This is a genomic window from Flavobacterium sp. R1_16, assembly GCF_057652095.1.
This window is the reverse complement of record NZ_JBYFCG010000001.1, coordinates 369,284-388,040: the sequence shown is the minus strand read 5'-3', so window position 1 is coordinate 388,040 and position 18,757 is coordinate 369,284. Positions and strand designations below refer to the sequence as shown.

Below are 18,757 nucleotides of genomic sequence, written 5' to 3'. Positions count from 1 at the left end.
TTTCTTCAGAAAAGTGTATCGAGAACAAGTAAAATTAGAATTAAAAACGGTTCTCGATACATTTTTTGTTCCGTTTTACTGCACAAAAAACACTCGAACTGACGTTTTTAATAATTGCTCCCAACGGGTTATCTTAAACCTTTTATCTACCTATCACCTATTATGGGCAAAAAATATAAATCCCATTCAGTATCAAATATAACTATTAAATCTAAACCGTATCTTTGCAGTCAAATTATTTTAACCTAATGCGCATGAACAATACTGTTAGTGGATTTTCTAAATTGTCCAAGGATGAAAAAATAGATTGGATTGCCAAAGAATATTTTTCTAAACCTGTAGAAGCTATTTCCTTACTTAAAAAATATTGGAATTCAGATGCTGCGGTTCAACAACTACACGACGAATTTATAGAAAACACCATAACCAACTTTTATTTGCCACTTGGTGTAGCTCCTAATTTTCTCATAAACGGAAAAAACTATAGCATCCCAATGGTTATTGAAGAAAGTTCGGTGGTTGCAGCAGCTGCAAAATCGGCAAAATATTGGTCTACAAGAGGCGGTTTTAAAACTACAGTTTTGAGTACTGAAAAAATTGGTCAAGTACATTTCATCTATAAAGGCGATACTCAAAAACTAGAAAATTTCTTTGCATCAATTAAAACTAATTTCTTTACTGAAACCGAGAGCATCACTAAAAACATGCAAAAAAGAGGCGGTGGAATTCTAGATATTGAATTGCGAGATAAAACCCATTTAATTGAAAATTATTTTCAATTGCATGCCACTTTTGATACTAAAGATTCCATGGGAGCAAATTTTATCAATTCTTGTTTAGAGCAATTTGCCACAACATTGAAAAAAGAAGCTCGTTCCTTTGAATCCTTTTCAGAAGAAGAAAAAAATATTGAAGTGGTGATGAGCATTTTATCCAATTATGTTCCCAACTGCATTGTTCGAGCTGAAGTATCGTGTGCCGTTTCCGAATTGGCGGATAAGAAAATCGAAAATCCTCATGATTTTGCAGAGAAATTTGTGAGAGCCGTTCAAATTGCATCTGTTGAACCGTTTAGAGCAGTAACGCACAACAAAGGTATCATGAACGGAATTGACGCTGTAGTACTGGCTACTGGCAACGATTTCCGTGCGGTAGAAGCTGGGATTCATGCTTATGCTTCTAGAAATGGGGCGTATTCAAGTCTATCGTATGCTGAAATTGAAAATGATATTTTTAGCTTTTGGATAGAAATTCCACTAGCATTAGGAACTGTTGGCGGATTGACTTCTTTACATCCATTGGTGGCATTTTCTCTTGAAATGCTAGGAAAACCAAATGCCGAAGAATTAATGCAAATTGTAGCTGTAGCTGGACTAGCACAAAATTTTGCTGCCTTGCGCTCCCTGACCACTACTGGTATTCAGGAAGGACACATGAAAATGCACATTAATAATATCTTGAATCAATTGCACACAACTGAAGAAGAGCGTAAATTGATAAAAATCCATTTTGAAAACAATGTGATTTCCCATGCGGCAGTGGTTGATTTTATTGAAAATTTAAGAAAATAACACTTGAAACAAACCTTTTACAGCAACGGAAAATTGTTAATCACTGGCGAATATGTAGTGCTAGACGGAGCGTTGGCTCTAGCATTGCCTACAAAATTTGGTCAGGATTTAGTTGTTGAACAAGGTACAAACAAAGAAATAGTTTGGAAAAGTTTTGATAGCGATGGAAGTCTTTGGTTTGAAGCTACTATTTCGTTTTCTGATATAATCCATAATTCAAATTTTGAAAATCAATCGGAGCGAAATACCTTGATTGGTATTTTGCATGAAGGCTTTCGTCTCAATCCATCGTTTATCGAAAATGCAGGGGGGTATACTATTACAACTCACTTGAGCTTTCCGAAATTTTGGGGATTAGGTACTTCTTCTACCTTGATTAACAATATAGCGCAGTGGATTGGCATTGATGCTTTTGTATTGCTAAAAAACAGTTTTGGAGGCAGTGGCTATGATATTGCTTGTGCGCAAAATAATACGCCAATACTATATCAATTGGTTGAGGGAAAACCAGTTGTAGAACAGGTGTTTTTTAACCCTAATTTCACAGAACAAATTTATTTTGTCTACTTGAATAAAAAACAAAACAGCAAGAATGCCATTGCTGCTTATTACAAAAAAGAAAAGAATAAGGCAGCAACCCTTTCAAAAATCAATGCGATTACAACTACTATCCTACACTCAAAAAATAGTGAGACCTTCTCTTCCGAAATTGAAAACCACGAAACGATACTAAGTGAAATTTTAGAAACAAAACCCATTAAGGATATTTTTTTTTCAGATTTCTCTGGAACTGTAAAAAGTCTTGGTGCTTGGGGTGGTGATTTTATTTTAGTGGTTTCAAAAGACAATCCGACGGACTATTTTAAAGAAAAAGGTTTTGCGACCGTTATTCCTTATGGAGAAATGATTCTATAAAAAAACCGACTAAATTAGTCGGTTTTTTTATTTGTTTAGAATCCTAATAATTAAATTGTACTCTATTATCTTCAATATCTGCTTCAGCTTTCAATGCTGGTATCACACGTCCTGAATAACCAGAAACTTGTGACTTTACTTTTGCGATATAATCGGTATGATTTTTTAACGCTGGAGCCTTAGTCACTACTTTTGTTTGTACTACATATACTCCTGAATTACCTTCAATTGGCGCAGAGATTTTATTTACTGGAGTTGCAAAAGCGGTTCCCACTACTTTTTTCTCTTGACCTACATTTGGTAAATTCGCATTTTCTAAAGTAATATCCAATGCCTGTTGTACAGAAGATTTGCTCGATTGTGCAATTGCTGCTAATGAAGCACCTTTCATTTTTGCTTTCAGAATCTCCGCTTTTTTCTTGTTTTTAAGAATTGGCTCTATTCCTGGTCTAGCATCTTCAACAGGTGTTAATCCTTCTTCGTTTACTTTTTTAAGCTTAGCAATTACATTTCCAACATTGGCTATTTCGAAACGTTTTACATCACCTACTTTAGTACCGCTTTCAAATGCCCAACGTACAATTTGTCTTTGATTACCAACGTTACCAAAATTTTCATCCATAGCTTTTGCTTTCACAGGTGGATTAACGGTCAATTTAGCTTCTTTGGCTACTTTTTCAAAATCTTTTTCATTGGCATCCATCTCAAATTTTACTGCTTTTTGATAGGCTTTATCAGTAGTTGCATCTGATGGCTCAATCTTTTGGGCTATGGTTGCTAAACGAACCGCATCTTGCTTGTCAGTAATATTGATAATGTGGAAACCAAAATCAGTTTCTACCAAACCTATTTTTCCAACTGGATTATTAAATACAAAATCATTAAACGGTTTTACCATTTGTCCTTGAGAGAAATAACCCAAATCTCCACCTTGTTGTGCTGAAGAATCATCTGAATTTGTTAATGCTAACATTAAGAAACTTGATGGATTAGCTTGCACTTGAGCCAATAATGCTTCGGCTTTTGCTTTAGCTTGTTCTTTAGTTCTTTTCTCTTTTTTATTTGGAACTTGAGTTCCTTCATAGCTAATCAATATGTGACTCGCTTTTGCATTTGCCCCAGCTTTTCTTCCTAACGATTTGCTTAAACAGTAATAAGGCCCTCTCATATATGGCCCATAGATTTGTCCTTGTGGCAAGTTGAATAATTGTTCCGCATGTTCAGCAGGCAAATCTTTCTTTGCAACAAATGTTGAATCATAAGGGATATCTGAATTTTCGTTTACAAATTCAGCATCATTTGTAGTTTCTCTAAATCCAGGTAAAGTATCATTTTTAGCAGTAGCCTGATTGTAAACTACTCTTCCTGACAACAACGAATTCACTGTCGTTTTAACTTCATTTTCGTCTTCAGGCGAAGCTTTATCTTCGATTAAAACGTATTCAATTTCACGCATTTCATCAGCTTTGTATTTCTTTTCATTTTTCTTCATGAATTCAATAATCTCAGCATCAGATACTTTTACCTCGCTATCTTTTACAGATGAATACAAAGCTCCAACATAATCAAATGTTACTTTGTTAGCTTCCATTTCATATTTTAACTTCCCTTCTGTTTCAGTAGTATAAACCCCTGCTTTAACTAAGGTGTTGTATATTTGGTATTTTGCGTTAAGATCAGCATCTTTTTCTCTGTCTTTCAAGTACTGGGCTTGTTCAGGATTTGATTTGAAATATTCTTTGAACTTTGCTAAATCAAAAACACCTTTGGTTTGAAACATTGGATTTTGTCCAATATTTTGGTCGTTTTTAAACACTTCCAATATATGTTTTTCACTAGCTAGCAATCCCAATTTATCGAATTCAGCAGAAAGTAAAGCAATAGAAACTTCTTGATCCCAAACTCTATTTACAGCCTGAGTAGAAGTCATTCCTTGTTGACCACTTTTTTCTAGATTACTAACTTTTATTCTAAAATCTTCAAATGGTATGTCTTTACCATTAACACTTCCCACATCTTTTGGTGAAGATTTAAATCCTCCATTATTGAATAAATCGCCAATGATGAATGCTAATAAACAAGAACCAATAACTAGTATTAGAAGTAAAGAGCGCTGTCTAATTTTTTGTAAAACTGCCATTTTAAATATCGTTAATTTTTAATTCAGTTTGCGAAAATACAATTATCTATTTAATAACCATAGATGTAAACTTATAATTTGCAAGATTTTTTATTTTTTTTTCAAATTTTATTCTATCAAAGACATTTTTACTAATTCTATCTTCTTATTTGTGGCTTCTTCAATAGTAAAATTGAACTTTTCAATGCTAATTTGTTCTCCTTTTTGAGGGATTTCTTTGGTAAAATCGACAATAAAACCTCCAAGAGTTCCATAGGAATCACTCTCGGGAATGTTGAGTTTATAGGTTTGATTCAAATATTCAACATCCAATCGAGTAGAAAACAAATAAATGCCTTGCTCTAGCTCCTGTTCTATCAACTCTTCTTCTTCGTCATGCTCGTCTTCAATTTCTCCAAAAAGTTCTTCCACAATATCTTCAACGGTTATAATCCCAGAAGTTCCACCATACTCGTCCAGAACAACGGCTACACTTTTTCTCTTTTTGGTTAGTAAATCCAGTGCGTCTTTGATAAAAATAGTTTCAGGAACAAATTCAACTGGGATTAAAACCGACTTAATACTTCTTGGCTTTTTAAACAACTCAAACGAATGTACATAGCCAATAATATCGTCTAAAGAATTTTGACTTACCAAGATTTTGGAATAGCCTGTTTCTATAAACATTTGTTTTAGCTCTGCTACAGAATCATAGATGTCCACAGCAGCGAGTTCTGTTCTGGGCGTCATAATATCTCGGGCTTTTACCCCTGAAAATTGCAAAGCATTTTGAAAAATTTGAATTTCAGAGTCCACATTTTCATGGTCTTCTACGGTACTCATTTGCTCAGAGATATAGTTTCCCAAATCCACTTTCGTAAAAAACAATTGCACTTGGTCGCCTTCAGTTTTAAAAAACTTTTTCAAAATAAAATCCGATATCCACAAAATGAATGTGGAAATGAAATAAAACAATCTATAAAAAAAATAGGCTGGAATAGCAAAGAATTTAATGACTCCGTTGGCATAAATTTGAAAAAAGACTTTCGGCAAAAACTCGGCGGTAATCAAAACAATACATGTAGAAATCAGTGTTTGCAAGAACAAACTGAACAAATCTGAAAAATGGTAGGGTAACGTTATAATCCAGTCCATCAGCAAATCTCCCATGAAAAAACCATATACCACCAATGCAATATTATTCCCAATTAGCATGGCCGCTATGAATTTGGAAGGTTTTTCAGTAAGTTTAGTAAGGGTTTTTGAGAGAAGATTGTCTTGTTTTTTTTCTATTTCAAGATAAATTTTATTGGAAGAGATAAAGGCAATCTCCATTCCTGAGAAAAAAGCGCAAAATAGCAGGCATAGTAGTATGATACTAATTTCCATGTTTTACATTTTGTTGTTTTTTTCTTTTTCAAATTTTTTAGCAAAACTCCTTCTGAAAAAAAACATAAAAATAGCAACGGCAGCAATACCAAAACTCAACCAAGGAGTTTCTTCTGTATTTATTTTAGTAAAACCATCATAAATAAAAAAAAGTCCAAAAACCAAGTAGATGTATTGTGTATATTTTAGATAATTCATTTTCTTTCTATTAAATAATTATTCCGATTGATCTATTTCGCCTTTTATTTTCTGAGAATTTACAATTTTAAAATCCTTGCTAAAATCGATTCCTTCTCCGTAAGAAACACCCTTTGGGTCAGTAAATTTAAACTTTTTTTCGGTAAAAAACCACTCGTTTTTTTGATCAAAATACAATTGTTCTGTTTCCAAAAATTGTCCTGTTTCATTCGAGATGGTAACATGACCTTGCAAATCGATTAGGTCTGTTCCTTTAAAAGAAATAGCATAGTCTGATTTTACGAATGTTTTTCTGTCTTTAGCATCATACAAGGTAACATCTATACCTTTTGGAAACTCCGTGAACGGAAACTCAACATTGGAATAATCGAGCATTTTAGGACTAACAAGAATGGATTTTATTCTACCCGAATCGGTATATTTCAAATTAAAATTTTCCGCCTCACCACTAGGAACAAACTCTGAATAATTGATTTTTTGTACCTCTTTGAAATTACTCTCACACCCAAAAAAAGCATTTAGAACGACCACTAGAAACAAAAAAGAAACTAATTTATAATTCTTGGTCTTCATATTACATTCGTTTAAGTACTCCTTGCTGTTTTTTTTTCGAACGATTAATCGTATTTTCTTGGTGTAAACCATTTATCATTCAAAGATAAACTCAATATAATATTCATATAATTCTCCTGAATCAAATTGGCTCTTGTGGTTCCACGTTTACCAATTTCAAACCCTACATTAAGATTAGAAAAAGTCCCACCAACTGGCAAGCCTAATCCTCCTGTGATGGCATAGTCTCTTATGGATATTGTATTAATTACTAAACCTGTATTCTCATACCTGAAACCTCCTCTATAGGTTACCTTCTTGAAATAATTATCAAAAGAATTGTAGTTGGGTATGTAATAACCTCCTAGAGTATATTTGGTTCCATTCTCATAACTTACGTTAGCAACATCACTTATTCTGTTACTAAAAGTGTTGCTCCCCTTGAAAGTAACTTCTGTTCCAATAATCCATTTTTTGGTTTCTCCCACTCCCGCACCAACAGAAAACGTGCTAGGCATTTTTATAACAGTCTTAGAATTAATTACATCCAGATAATCCTGAGGTATCGGAGTTAAATCACCAATGTATCTCACTGTGAAAATAGTTCTTTCATTGGAAGAATTCAAGTTACTTTCAGGAGAATAGGTAATACCGCTGTAGAAATCCAATTTTTTGGTAATCTTTCTATTATACATCGCTCCAATTTTAACATCTAAACCAGACAAACTCGATATATTGGTTTCTTGCGAACCATTTTGTGATACACCAATATATTTTATGCTCTCTGTTTCAATTCTTCCAAAATTATAGGCCATCTCGGCACCAATACTGAATTTTGAAAACTTGTATCCAAAACCTAAAAAAGCTTTATTCAAACCACCTGTTCCTCCATAGCGATTGAGAGAGTCTATAATAACCCCATCATCGTATTGATTTTTTATTTTATATCCCACACTTGAATACGGAATTAAACCAAAAGCGATACCAACTTTTTTCACAGGAAATGCAACTGCTAAATAGTCTAATGTCACTCTTCGTGCATTTTCACTTTCAGTATTCGACTTGAATTGTGTTGCATTATAACTACCTCCTAAACTAAAAGTCGTCAACTTCAAACCTGAATACGAGGCTGGGTTTTTTAGATTGACATGGATACTATCTGGAACAATAGATAGCCCTCCCATGGCATTCATATCGTGAGTTCCTTTAAATCGAACATCACCTATTCCAAAAAAAGAATAGGGTGATGAAGAACCCTGCTGAGCAAATGATACAAAGGAAAAGAGGAAAAACAGAACTACTAAAAACTTTCTAATCATTTTTGATTTTGTATTGATAGGTTTGATTTAAACTTTCGAGAAGAAAATTTGAATTGGCAAATATGGTATTTTTTAATCGTTTAGCCAAAAAATCTGTATCGCCACCCGTTAAAATTATGATAAAGTTTGGAAAAACTGCTTGATACTCATTGATAAATCCGTCAATTTCATTTACAACCCCATTCACAACTCCAGAATGAATAGATTCTTGAGTGGTTGTACCTATCAAATAGGGTGCTGTATCTTGATTGTCGCCTTGCTTCATGCTTTCTATGTTTAGCAACGGTAGTTTAGCAGTATACTGATGCAATGCCTCATAGCGCAACCGAATCCCTGGGGAAATAGCTCCGCCGTAATACACATCGTTTGCGTCAACAAAATCATAGGTGATACAGGTTCCCGCATCAATAACCAATCTGTTTTGATTAGGGAATTGCAACACCGCGCCAGTGGCAAGCACCATTCGGTCAATACCCAAGGTTTGGGGTGTGGCATAGTGGTTTTGAAAAGGAAATGAGGTAGTATGCGCAACAAAATGTATTTTTACACGCTTATCCCACATCAAAAAATCTTCACGACCTATTTCCCCAACAGAAGCCACAATCAAATCAGTAATTTTTGGATGTGTTTTTAAAATACTTTGCACCTTTTTTTGCAAGGCTTCTTTAGAAAAAAACAAGACCTCTAAAAGGGTATTCTCCTCAAATACAGCCGCTTTAATTCGGGTATTGCCAATATCAATTGCTAAAAGCATTCTTTTCATTTTAGAATGCGAAGTTACGAATTGATTTTTTTTAATATTTGTTTTGGATAAATTAAAAATCATTCTATATTTGCAACCGCTTAAAGCGAGAGGTACCTTAGCTCAGATGGTAGAGCAACGGACTGAAAATCCGTGTGTCCCTGGTTCGATCCCTGGAGGTACCACTTAAAAACCTGAATAGAAACTATTCGGGTTTTTTTATGCTTTAACCTAAAAGTATTTACTCAAACTAAGACAAAACGTTTAACCTCATCAAACTAACACCTTGTTTAGTTTGTGATGATTTTTTTAAAAACTATTATTCTATCACAATGTTGTGATGACTTTTCAAAAAAAATTATTTTATCACTAAGTTGTGATGATTTTTATAAAAATGAAAAAAGTATCACAAGAAAATTGTAGTGGTTCCATATTTTCAAGGCATACAAAGCTGCTAAATCAAAAAAATTTGCGGTATTTTTGGTGCTATTTACTACTTTAGACCGCTGTGAAATTTACATCAAGCTACGAAAGTTAAATAGTATTTCAATTGGCAATTAAAAAAAAGTGTGCATTTTTTTGTATTTTTGTTTAGATTTATTTCAAAAAAAATCTAGCAATACTGTAAATTAAAAAAGCCATGGCTACTATAACTGCTTCACAAATTAATTTAAAAATAAATGCACTTCCCACAAATCTTTTGTATGAAGTGGATAAGTACATCGATTTTTTAACTTTTAAATCCGCCAATTCTGACTGGGCGGAAGAACTGTCTGAACAACAAATTTCATTAATCGAAAAAGGAAAAAAAGATATCGAAGAAAACAGAGTGATTCCACACCATGAAGCTAAAGAACAAATTAAAAATTACATCAAAAATAAATCACTTTGATGGAAGTTATTTGGACACAAACGGCTTTGGAATCATTTTTTAGAGTAATAGATTATTTATTTGATTATTGGACAAGCAAAGAAATAGAAATTTTCGAAATTGAAGTTGAGCAACTTATTGAAAGAATTGCCTCATTTAACCAAATTTGCCCAGAATCTAAATTGTTTGGTTATAGAAAATGTAGTATCAATGAGCGTAATTCGATGGTATATCATATCGTAAACAATAAGTTGTTATTGGTTACTTTTTTAGATAACAGAAGCCAACATTCTTATTAATCTTCACTTAATAAATACCAAAAGCAACTCCTTTCGAGTTGCTTTTGTTTGATTTATCCTATCGAAAAGACTTTTCCCTTATTTTAATCTGACTATATAAACTTTACAACAACTCTGAAATAATATTCATATTATCAGGTAATCGCCCTACGTTTTGCAGTTTGATACTTGCGAGTTTCTGAGCAATGGTCAAACATTCTTCAAGATTTTTGTTCAGCAGTTTCGCAAATAAAAAGCCCGTCCAAAAGGCATCTCCTGCGCCCGTAGTATCTTTAATCTCTTTTAAAGGAATGGCTTCTTGAAAATAAATTCCATGGATAGTATCGGATAATTTTACTCCGTCTTTCCCTTTGGTCAAACAGATGGTAGAAACGCCCAGCTTATGGAAATAATCAAAAATAAATTCTTCAGATTTGCTTTCTCCAAAAAATCGGAAACAGTCGTCTTCGCTCACTTTCACCAAAGGATTAGTAGACAAATAATCTTTTAAAACTTGGTGCGCTTCGTAGCGATTGGGCCAAATTTTCTCCGAATAATTAATATCAATACTCAATTGCAAGCCCAACGATTTGGCTTTGTGCGCACGATTGAGGATGGTGCTCCTAGCAGGCTCTTTGCTCAGAGCAAAACAAGTGGTGTGGAATATTTTGGATTTTGACAATAACTCATCTGGAATTTGGTCTTCAAGAATTTGGCAATCGGCTTCCCGATAGGCAATAAACTCAGGCGTGCTCTTTGACCTAGAAATAAAAATTACCGATGTAGGTGTATTCAAGGACTTCCTGATGTGTGACGTAATCACTTTGTTGTGATTCAATTTGTTGATGATATAATCGCCTAAACCATCACTTCCGCTGGTGGCAACAAGCGCGACATTTAGCCCAAGGCGAGAGGCATTCACGGCAACATTTGTGGGCGAACCTCCCAGAAATCGGTGGTAATCTTTTGTATGTGCTAGCGTATTGACTTCGTGACCTATAAAATCTATAAGCACCTCACCCACGCAAATGATGTCTGTTGAAGTATCCACTTTTAAGTAAGAAATTTGAAATTAGTATATAAATATTGATGTAAAAAAACCCTTGCTGCAGCACTCCAAGCACAAAATGGTACTCCATTAGGCTCCGCTGTTTGGGTATTAAAATTCTCGTAAAAACTATAATTCTCAATAGCATTTGCGTGATTGATGGCCTTTAAAACAGTTTCTGCCTCTTCCCTTTTGTTTTTTGAAAGCAAAGCCAATCCAAAGAAACCATTCACCATCGCCCAACTTCCTCCGTTGTGGAACTCATAAGGGTAATTTCTAAACTCGTATTTACAATTGTTTTTTAGCAAGTGCCAGTCTATATCTTTCTCTTCTATAGGTGGCCAAAAAGCGGGAAGTAATTGCAAATTCGTCTGTTTTTGTAAGTTTTCAGCATAAGAAATCATCGCTTTTTGAAAATTTTCATCCCCAATATTTAAAAGCAATGCCAAGGAATTAGCGAAAGCATCAAATTGAACTTTATATCCTGCCGGAGAAAAAGAACAAGGCATAAAACTGTCAAAATTCAATTCGTTGTAAGCGCGTTCGTGGTATTTTTCTCCAACAACATTCGGAGTAAAATTGATTTCTAACTGCTGTATAATCTTATCGATTTTATCTTGAATGTCTTTCCTTTTAGCAAAATAATTGTAGCTTTTTAAAGCCCAAACTCGCAACAATTGATCGTATAAAACATAACCGTCAGTAATGTACTCATCTGCCCAATTACCAGAAAGCGGCACATACATAAGGTGTTTGTTGTTAAACTCCCAAGCCTCCATGAGTTGCAAACATTTTTGAATGTTACTCTCATATTGTGCTACAAAGTCGGAGTCTTTTTTATAAAAACCATATTGACAAATCCCAATAATAAACCAAGTCACAGCATCTACTCTACCGGCTAAGCCACCATAACTGACCTCTTTTTCTGAACTAGAGGTCATCACATTAGATGGAATAGTTCCATTGGTATGTTGGTGTTGAGCGAGAGTCTCGAGGGTGTTTCTGAATGTCGTAATCAAATCATCATCGCCCGAAGCCAAAGCTGCCAAACCACAAATCACCCCATCACGAGCCCAAACTCTTTTGTAATTGGAAATATTTTGTGCGCTTGCCAAAAATCCTTCTGTAGAAGAACAATTTCGCAACAATTCAATTGCTTTTGTATAACCAATAGTATTCATTAATCAACAATTTGGTTTTTATTTTTAACTTTAATAAAAAGGGTGAAAATGGCTCCCAGTATCAAAAACAAACCTGCTAATCGAATCACATTTATTGGATTTTTTCCCAACAAATCATAGACAAAAAACCGCATGGTTAGTATTTGAATCGCCATAGGAATGACTATGAACATATTGAAAATACCCATGTAAACGCCTCTTTTTTCTTTGGGGATAGAACCTGCTAACAACTGATACGGCATAGCCATCATAGAAGCCCACGAAATACCAAGTCCAAAAGAATACAAATAAATTGTGCTTATAGCAACCGATGTTCCAAAAGGATTGTAGACATGAAAAAGTACATCGGTATTGTTTAAATAAGGCACTGATAATAATCCCAAACCGCCTAGAAGCAAAGCTATGAAATGAACGCCTTTTGATCCGATTTTTAAAGCAAGCGGAACTAAAGCAAACGCCACTAAAAAACAAATAATATTATAAGTTCCATTTAAATTTCCCGTCAAAAGTTGCGCCTCAGAAAATCCTTTCGAGGCTTGATCGGTGGTATGAAAAATAGAAATAGACAAGGTAGAAGTGATGTATTGCCAGTAACAAAACATAGCATACCAAGTGAAAAACTTTACGGGTATCAATTGACGCATGGTCAAAGGCATGGTTAAAAAGGCTTCTTTGATATCTAAAAAGGTTCGAGTCAAAATATTATTTTTTCCTTTTTCTTGTTGCATAAGAAGCAATTCTTCCTGAGTTGGAGGATATTCTCTAGTGGTGAGAACCGAGAGCAAGACTGACCCAATTGCTGCAAGAGCTCCAATAAAAAATGCCCAATAGGTATAGACTGGAATCCCATTGCTGAATTTATCTGTAAAAGCAAAAAAGCCCAAGGCTACTAAAATAGCTGGGGTGAAATTAGCCAAAGTAATTCCTAAACCAGTGAAAAAGCTTTGCATCAAAAATCCAAAAGAATGTTGTTCCTTTTGCAACTTATCGGCAACAAAAGCACGATAGGGCTCCATAGCGATATTATTGGCAGCGTCAAGAATCCAGAGCAAACTGGCTGCCATCCATATGGAAGTGGAAAAAGGCATAACGACCAAAGCAACACTAGAGAGAAGCGCACCAATTAGAAAAAAGGGTTTTCTGCGTCCGAATTTTGGCGACCATGTTCCATCACTTATTGCTCCGATAATAGGTTGTAATATCAATCCTGTTATTGGACCAGCAAGCCAAAGCATGGGTAAACTCGCCTCGTCAGCGCCCAAATATTTATAAATGGCACTCATGTTACTTTGTTGCAAACCAAAGCTAAACTGAATTCCGAAAAAACCGAAATTCATATTCCATATTTGCCAAAAATTAAGTCTTGGTTTATTTGACATCTTTATCGTATTAATTGCTTTAAAAAATCATCAAAATTGCCGTTGTTCGAAAAAAGTTCTCCGTATTTATCGATAACTGGAATGCCTAAATTAGAAGTGCTGATGTTTGCTTTTCGCAATTTAGCCAACATTTCGTTAAGCGCTTCCTTATTGGTATCAATATCATAAAAAACAAATTCTATTTTATTCTCTATCAGAATATTTTTAGCTGCTATGCAATAATGACACTCTGTACTGCCATAAATAATAATTGTTTTGTTGGTTTCTTCAACCTTTTTTTCGGTGCTGTCAATTGCTTGTGCATTCAAATTAAATTGAAATAGCAAAACAAAAAGAATAAGTAAGTAGTGGCTGTTTTTCATGGTATAAAAATCTGATTTAGTAAAAACAATTCCCATACTCTAAAAGTACGGGAATTGGTAACTAAACTAAACAAAACATAAAACTTTTTAAAATCTATATGACAAAGCCATTGAAACTGATCGTCCTGGCATAGGTCTCGCTCTAACATAATTTGTGGCATTTGCAGTAATGCTACCTTCTTCTGTTTCAGTAATAGCGAGGGTATCTAAAAGATTGTTTCCTGAAAGATTTAATGACAATCCTTTTGTGATGGCTACTTCAACAAATCCATTTACGATAACAAAACCATTCATAACCAAATCATTTGAATCTTGAGCATACGCTTTAGTTTGACCTATAAAGCTCAATCCGATAGTATTTTTCTTTCCAGCAAACTTGTAAGACGGAATGAAATTATACATCATTTTTGGCTGTCTTCTTGGTTCATTTCCATTGTTATCACCAGAGGTAATCTCTGCCTTGGTATAGGTTAATCCTCCACGAAGATTAAAATCATCATTTACATCGTATGATGTTTCTAACTCTAAACCTAAAGATTTGTAATTGTTTTTGATGATACTGTTTGAAGTAGCTTCATAACCGCCTTGTTCATCGGTTTTTGAATGAAAAGCTGTTGCATAAACATATCCTTTTGAGAATTTTTGTTTGTATCCAATTTCTGCTTGTGTCAAAAAGTCTAAGGCATTGATTTTATTTCCATCTAAATAATCTAAATCTGAAAACAAAATACGGTCTGCTTTTGCAGAAGCACCTCTACTGTATCTTCCAAAAAGAGATTGCTTTTCAGACAATAAATAATTAGCCCCAACAGAATACGAAACATAATCATAATCATAATCTACAGCTGTCTCATTTGCTGTATTTACCGCTGATACACTTTTTTCTGGAGCCGAAATTGCTCCATCATTATTGATATCAAATTGCGTTTGAGCACTTCCAGCGAAAGAACCTGTTACTTTACCCATATCAAAACGAATTCCACCTTCAAAAGATAATTTGTCTGAAGCATCTAAGTTAATATTTGCATAAGGTGCAGAAACATTGTATTGTGTGTCATAATTTCTAGTACAACAGTTGCCCCAAGCTGGAACGCCATAGGCATATAAACCATTAGCAGATAATAATTCTCCAGCTGCATTTGTAACATTGATTAGACGTGGGTTATTGTCTGAAACCTCTTGTAAATAGGAATTCCATAACCATGACATAGAGATATTTTGTATGGATTTAAAATAACCCGCAGTGATTCCTACGTTGTTAAATTTTTTGCTAATTCTTAAATCGTTCATGAAATTATTCATGTTGTTCAATTGAGTATCAAACATGTGTATTCTTGCTACCAATCCATTTGCAGTATTGAATGGTGTTCCATCTTTGGCATACGTCAGTTTTGAACCTTCTCCGAAAGAAGTTGCAATGGCGGATTCTGAACCTACTTCTGCAGGAAATGGAGCTATAAATCCACCACTATTTCCTGAATAACGAATATTATCTGTTACTTTCCAACCCCCATCTAAATCAAAATTAGCATTTGCTCCTATTGATTTCGACACAGGATGCATTCCATTAGCAACACTCTCTCTTCTTAGTTGCCCATCAGGTCCTAAACCTACATTATGATTCAAATAAATAGATTGTAAAGCACCCGTTGTAGCATCAAATCCGTTCACATTTCCCCATGTTGGATTCGAATTTGTTCCTGTAACTTTTACAGGCATTGGCATATAGGCTGCCGCTCTGTCGTTTAAGAATTTTGCATAAACCGTAACCGAACCATTTTCAAATTCTTTAGTAACATTGAATTTTACTTGTCCACCATTATTCGCTGTAAAGCCTGTTTCTCTAACACCTTCTCCAGCTCTGTAGAAACCTCCTGCATGAAAATATAATCCATCACCTATTTTTGCTCCATAATCTAAATCGGTTCTGAAATTATTGTAATCCAATCCAAAACTAGTCATCACAGTTCCTCCTTCGGTTTTACCTGTTTTGCTGATAAAGTTGATAATCCCACCTGGTGAATTAGTTGCTAATGTTGATGCAGAACCTCCACGAATGGCTTCAATTCTCGCCACATTTCCATCAAATCTTGTAAAAATATCAGCCGTTGCAAAAGCGATATCTCCAAATAAAAGTACTGGTAGTCCGTCTTCTTGGATTTGTAAATATTTAGATCCACCCGAAGAAATTGGCACACCACGAACAGAAATATTCGAGTTCCCTTCACCACCCGAAGACTCAGACCGAATTCCTGGAATAGTTCTGAAAATTTCAGCTGTTGATCTTGGTGCAGATTGTTGTACTTGGTTAACATCTAGTGAAGTTATTGAAACACTAGACTTAATTTTTGCTCTTGGGTTAACAACCCCTGTTACCACTACATCGTCTAAAACATTTGCATCTTCTACCATCGAAATGTTTTGAATGGTAGCTCCATCAACAGTCACTTTTGTGCTAACTGTTTTGTATCCAATATAGGATGCAACAACAACTACATCTCCGTTTTGAAGATTAGACACTACGTATTTTCCATCAGCATCTGTAGCTGTTGCTTTTGTAGTGTTTTGAATGCTGACATTTACTCCTGGAATTGGATTTCCTTTTGCATCAGAAATAACCCCAGAAAGCGTGGCATTTTGTGAAAAAGACAAGTTGACAAGCAATAGTGCTAACATCAATCCTAACCTCTTCATAAATAAAGTACTTTTTTTCATGGTTTAAATTGTTTGATTAATAAATATTACGTTTATTTATTTCGAAATTAGTTGTTTACACTACGATAGAATACAATAATACCATCGAAAACGTTTTCGAAAATACCGAAAACGTTTTCGATTATGTAAATTAATTTTATGATATTTGTTATATGAGAGAAATTACGCTAAAAGAAATTGCTGAAACCTTAGGAATATCGATTACTACCGTGTCTAAGGCTCTAAAAAACTATCCTGACGTTAGTGAAAAAACGAGAAGATCAGTAATTGAATTAGCAGAAAAATTACATTATACACCGAATAGTTTTGCCGTCAATCTTCGTACAAAAGAATCCAAAACTATTGGCTTAATTATTCCTGAAGTGGTTCATCACTTCTTTTCGAATGTTATTAATGGTATCATTGCGCAAGCAGAAAAAAATGGCTATTTGGTTATTATTCTTCAATCGAATGAATCTTTAGAATTAGAAAAAAAACAGGTAGAATTGTTGATGAACAAGCGTGTTGACGGAATTTTAATGTCGCTTTCAAATGATTCTAACGACGAAAATCATATCAAAGAAATTCTTAATCGCAAAATTCCTTTTGTTCAATTTGATAAAATTTCAAAACTAATAGCCAGTTCGAAGGTAATCATCAATGACCAAAAAGCGGCTATGGATGCTGTGCAACATCTCATCAATAAAGGATGTAAAAAAATTGCCCACATTCGAGGTCCTATCAATCCTCAAAATGCTATTGACCGATTTCTTGGCTATAAAAAAGCTTTAGAAAAAAACGACATTCCTTTTGATTCAAAACTTGTGTACACCTGCACTCATGTAACTTTTGAAGAAGGTGTCGAATTTGCTCAACAAATTATTGAAGAGCATCCTGATGTAGATGGTATTTTTGTAATTACTGATTTGGTTGCCGTCGGAGTTTTGGCTCACTTTAATGAAAAAGGAATTCAAGTGCCCAATCAAATTGCTGTAATAGGCTTTAGTAATTGGTTTATGTCTCAAGTGATTACTCCAAAACTAAGCACTGTTGACCAACCAAGTTATGACATGGGGGTTGCGGCTTTCGATTTACTGCTAGAAGAAATGATTTGCCATAAAGACAATCTTATTTTCAAACCTAGAACTGTCGAATTAGGAACGAGCATTATTGAAAGAGAATCTACTTCAAGAACCTAATATTCCGCTTCAACCCCTCAAACTTTGTCCTTTTTACTGCCGAATTTTTAAATACTTTTTTAAACGTTTCTTCGGTAATTTCCTCCCAGTCTTTTTTGTTCATAGCCAACAACTCTGGATTGGGGTTAAAAAGCGGTTCACTGTGTGCTTTTGAAAATTTATTCCAAGGACAAACATCTTGACATACATCGCAGCCAAAAGCCCAATCATCGAATTTTCCTTTCATAGCTGCTGGAATATTGTCTTTGAGTTCGATAGTGAAATAGGAAATGCATTTGCTTCCATCAACAACATAAGGCGCAACTATAGCTTGTGTTGGACAAGCATCTAAGCAAGCGGTACAAGTGCCGCAATGGTCGGTTGTTGCGTGGTCGTATTCTAAATCTAAATCAATAATAAGTTCTGCTATAAAATAAAAAGAACCGATTTGTTGTGTCAATAAATTGCTGTTTTTACCTATCCAACCCAAACCGCTTTTGGCCGCCCATGCTTTGTCTAAAACGGGTGCTGAATCAACAAATGCTCTGCCAGAAACTTCTCCAATATTTTCTTGAATAGAATGGAGTAAATGATTCAATTTCTCTTTTATCACAAAATGGTAATCTTGACCGTAGGCATATTTGGAAATTTTGTAGGTTTCTTCAACCTGTGTTTGAGAAGGATAATAATTCAACAGTAGCGAAATAACACTTTTAGCATCGTCAACTAGTAACGTAGGATTGAGTCGTTTGTCAAAATGATGTTCCATGTAGGTCATTTGACCGTGATGGTTTTGGCTCAACCAATGTTCTAATCGTGGCGCTTCCTCTTCTAGAAAACCAGCCTTTGAAATACCACAAGACAAAAACCCGAGGCGTTTGGCTTCAGATTTGATGAATTGAGAATATTTTTCTTTGTTTTTAAACAATTCCAATTTAAATAAATTTAAACCATTAAGATA

17 protein-coding genes and 1 tRNA gene are annotated in these 18,757 nt (G+C 34.6%); 6 read left to right on the top strand and 12 right to left on the bottom strand.

The annotated features are described in order from the left end of the window. Positions 1-254 precede the first annotated feature (254 nt). Both AC23L6_RS01700 and AC23L6_RS01695 read left to right on the top strand, forming a co-directional pair. Positions 255-1,571 (top strand): hydroxymethylglutaryl-CoA reductase, degradative, encoded by a 1,317-nt coding sequence (locus tag AC23L6_RS01700; RefSeq protein WP_487560565.1) that lies wholly within the window; start codon positions 255-257, stop codon positions 1,569-1,571. A 3-nt stretch (positions 1,572-1,574) separates the two neighbouring features. After that, on the top strand, positions 1,575-2,486 hold the full coding sequence (locus AC23L6_RS01695; RefSeq protein WP_487560564.1) for a GYDIA family GHMP kinase: 912 nt from the start codon (positions 1,575-1,577) through the stop codon (positions 2,484-2,486). A 43-nt stretch (positions 2,487-2,529) separates the two neighbouring features. Here the strand turns inward: AC23L6_RS01695 and AC23L6_RS01690 are convergent, their stop codons facing one another. The 6 genes from AC23L6_RS01690 to AC23L6_RS01665 form a co-directional block, all read right to left on the bottom strand. Further along, entirely contained in the window at positions 2,530-4,626 is a 2,097-nt protein-coding gene (locus AC23L6_RS01690; protein WP_487560563.1) for a peptidylprolyl isomerase, read from the bottom strand. A gap of 108 nt (positions 4,627-4,734) precedes the next feature. Further along, positions 4,735-5,994, bottom strand: a complete 1,260-nt coding sequence (locus AC23L6_RS01685) for a hemolysin family protein (RefSeq protein WP_487560562.1) — start codon at positions 5,992-5,994, stop codon at positions 4,735-4,737. 3 nt (positions 5,995-5,997) lie between these two features. Beyond that, positions 5,998-6,192: a hypothetical protein gene (locus AC23L6_RS01680; RefSeq protein WP_487560561.1), complete on the bottom strand. Its 195-nt coding sequence runs from the start codon at positions 6,190-6,192 to the stop codon at positions 5,998-6,000. Between the two features lie 18 nt (positions 6,193-6,210). Next, entirely contained in the window at positions 6,211-6,765 is a 555-nt protein-coding gene (lptC, locus tag AC23L6_RS01675; protein ID WP_487560560.1) for an LPS export ABC transporter periplasmic protein LptC, read from the bottom strand. Positions 6,766-6,809: 44 nt separating this feature from the next. After that, a complete protein-coding gene (gene bamG, locus AC23L6_RS01670; RefSeq protein ID WP_487560559.1) occupies positions 6,810-8,063 on the bottom strand; it encodes a BamG family beta-barrel-assembly machinery protein in 1,254 nt (417 codons plus the stop codon). Next, positions 8,056-8,817, bottom strand: a complete 762-nt coding sequence (locus AC23L6_RS01665; RefSeq protein ID WP_487560882.1) for a type III pantothenate kinase — start codon at positions 8,815-8,817, stop codon at positions 8,056-8,058. Before AC23L6_RS01665 ends, bamG begins: the two co-directional genes overlap by 8 nt. Before the next feature lie 100 nt (positions 8,818-8,917). On the opposite strand from AC23L6_RS01665, the gene AC23L6_RS01660 reads away from it, so the two are divergent. The 3 genes from AC23L6_RS01660 (at position 8,918) to AC23L6_RS01650 (ending at position 9,975) form a co-directional block, all read left to right on the top strand. After that, positions 8,918-8,990, top strand: a tRNA-Phe gene (locus tag AC23L6_RS01660). 455 nt (positions 8,991-9,445) lie between these two features. Next, positions 9,446-9,697, top strand: a complete 252-nt coding sequence (locus AC23L6_RS01655; RefSeq protein WP_487560558.1) for a hypothetical protein — start codon at positions 9,446-9,448, stop codon at positions 9,695-9,697. After that, entirely contained in the window at positions 9,697-9,975 is a 279-nt protein-coding gene (locus AC23L6_RS01650) for a type II toxin-antitoxin system RelE/ParE family toxin (protein WP_487560881.1), read from the top strand. Before AC23L6_RS01655 ends, AC23L6_RS01650 begins: the two co-directional genes overlap by 1 nt. Positions 9,976-10,078: 103 nt before the next feature. On the opposite strand, the gene AC23L6_RS01645 is transcribed toward AC23L6_RS01650, so the two are convergent. From AC23L6_RS01645 to AC23L6_RS01625, 5 genes are read right to left on the bottom strand one after another with little or no spacing between them, the layout of a single operon-like run. Further along, positions 10,079-11,005, bottom strand: a complete 927-nt coding sequence (locus tag AC23L6_RS01645) for a carbohydrate kinase family protein (RefSeq protein WP_487560557.1) — start codon at positions 11,003-11,005, stop codon at positions 10,079-10,081. A 2-nt stretch (positions 11,006-11,007) separates the two neighbouring features. Further along, positions 11,008-12,183, bottom strand: coding sequence for a glycoside hydrolase 100 family protein (locus AC23L6_RS01640; protein WP_487560556.1), 1,176 nt, complete (start codon positions 12,181-12,183; stop codon positions 11,008-11,010). Next, positions 12,183-13,562 carry an MFS transporter gene (locus AC23L6_RS01635; protein ID WP_487560555.1) on the bottom strand — a complete coding sequence of 460 codons (1,380 nt, stop codon included), beginning with the start codon at positions 13,560-13,562 and terminating at the stop codon, positions 12,183-12,185. The genes AC23L6_RS01640 and AC23L6_RS01635 overlap by 1 nt, the downstream gene beginning before the upstream one ends. Positions 13,563-13,564: 2 nt before the next feature. Then, positions 13,565-13,960: a glutaredoxin family protein gene (locus AC23L6_RS01630; RefSeq protein WP_487570223.1), complete on the bottom strand. Its 396-nt coding sequence runs from the start codon at positions 13,958-13,960 to the stop codon at positions 13,565-13,567. Positions 13,961-14,011: 51 nt separating this feature from the next. Beyond that, a complete protein-coding gene (locus AC23L6_RS01625; RefSeq protein ID WP_487560553.1) occupies positions 14,012-16,639 on the bottom strand; it encodes a TonB-dependent receptor domain-containing protein in 2,628 nt (875 codons plus the stop codon). A 152-nt stretch (positions 16,640-16,791) separates the two neighbouring features. On the opposite strand from AC23L6_RS01625, the gene AC23L6_RS01620 reads away from it, so the two are divergent. Further along, the gene (locus AC23L6_RS01620) at positions 16,792-17,817 is read left to right on the top strand and encodes a LacI family DNA-binding transcriptional regulator (protein WP_487560552.1); all 1,026 of its coding nucleotides are present in this window, start codon (positions 16,792-16,794) and stop codon (positions 17,815-17,817) included. Here AC23L6_RS01620 and queG read toward each other — a convergent pair. Next, positions 17,801-18,724, bottom strand: a complete 924-nt coding sequence (queG, locus tag AC23L6_RS01615) for a tRNA epoxyqueuosine(34) reductase QueG (protein ID WP_487560880.1) — start codon at positions 18,722-18,724, stop codon at positions 17,801-17,803. The two genes, AC23L6_RS01620 and queG, sit on opposite strands and share 17 nt — an antisense overlap. Positions 18,725-18,757: the final 33 nt, after the last annotated feature.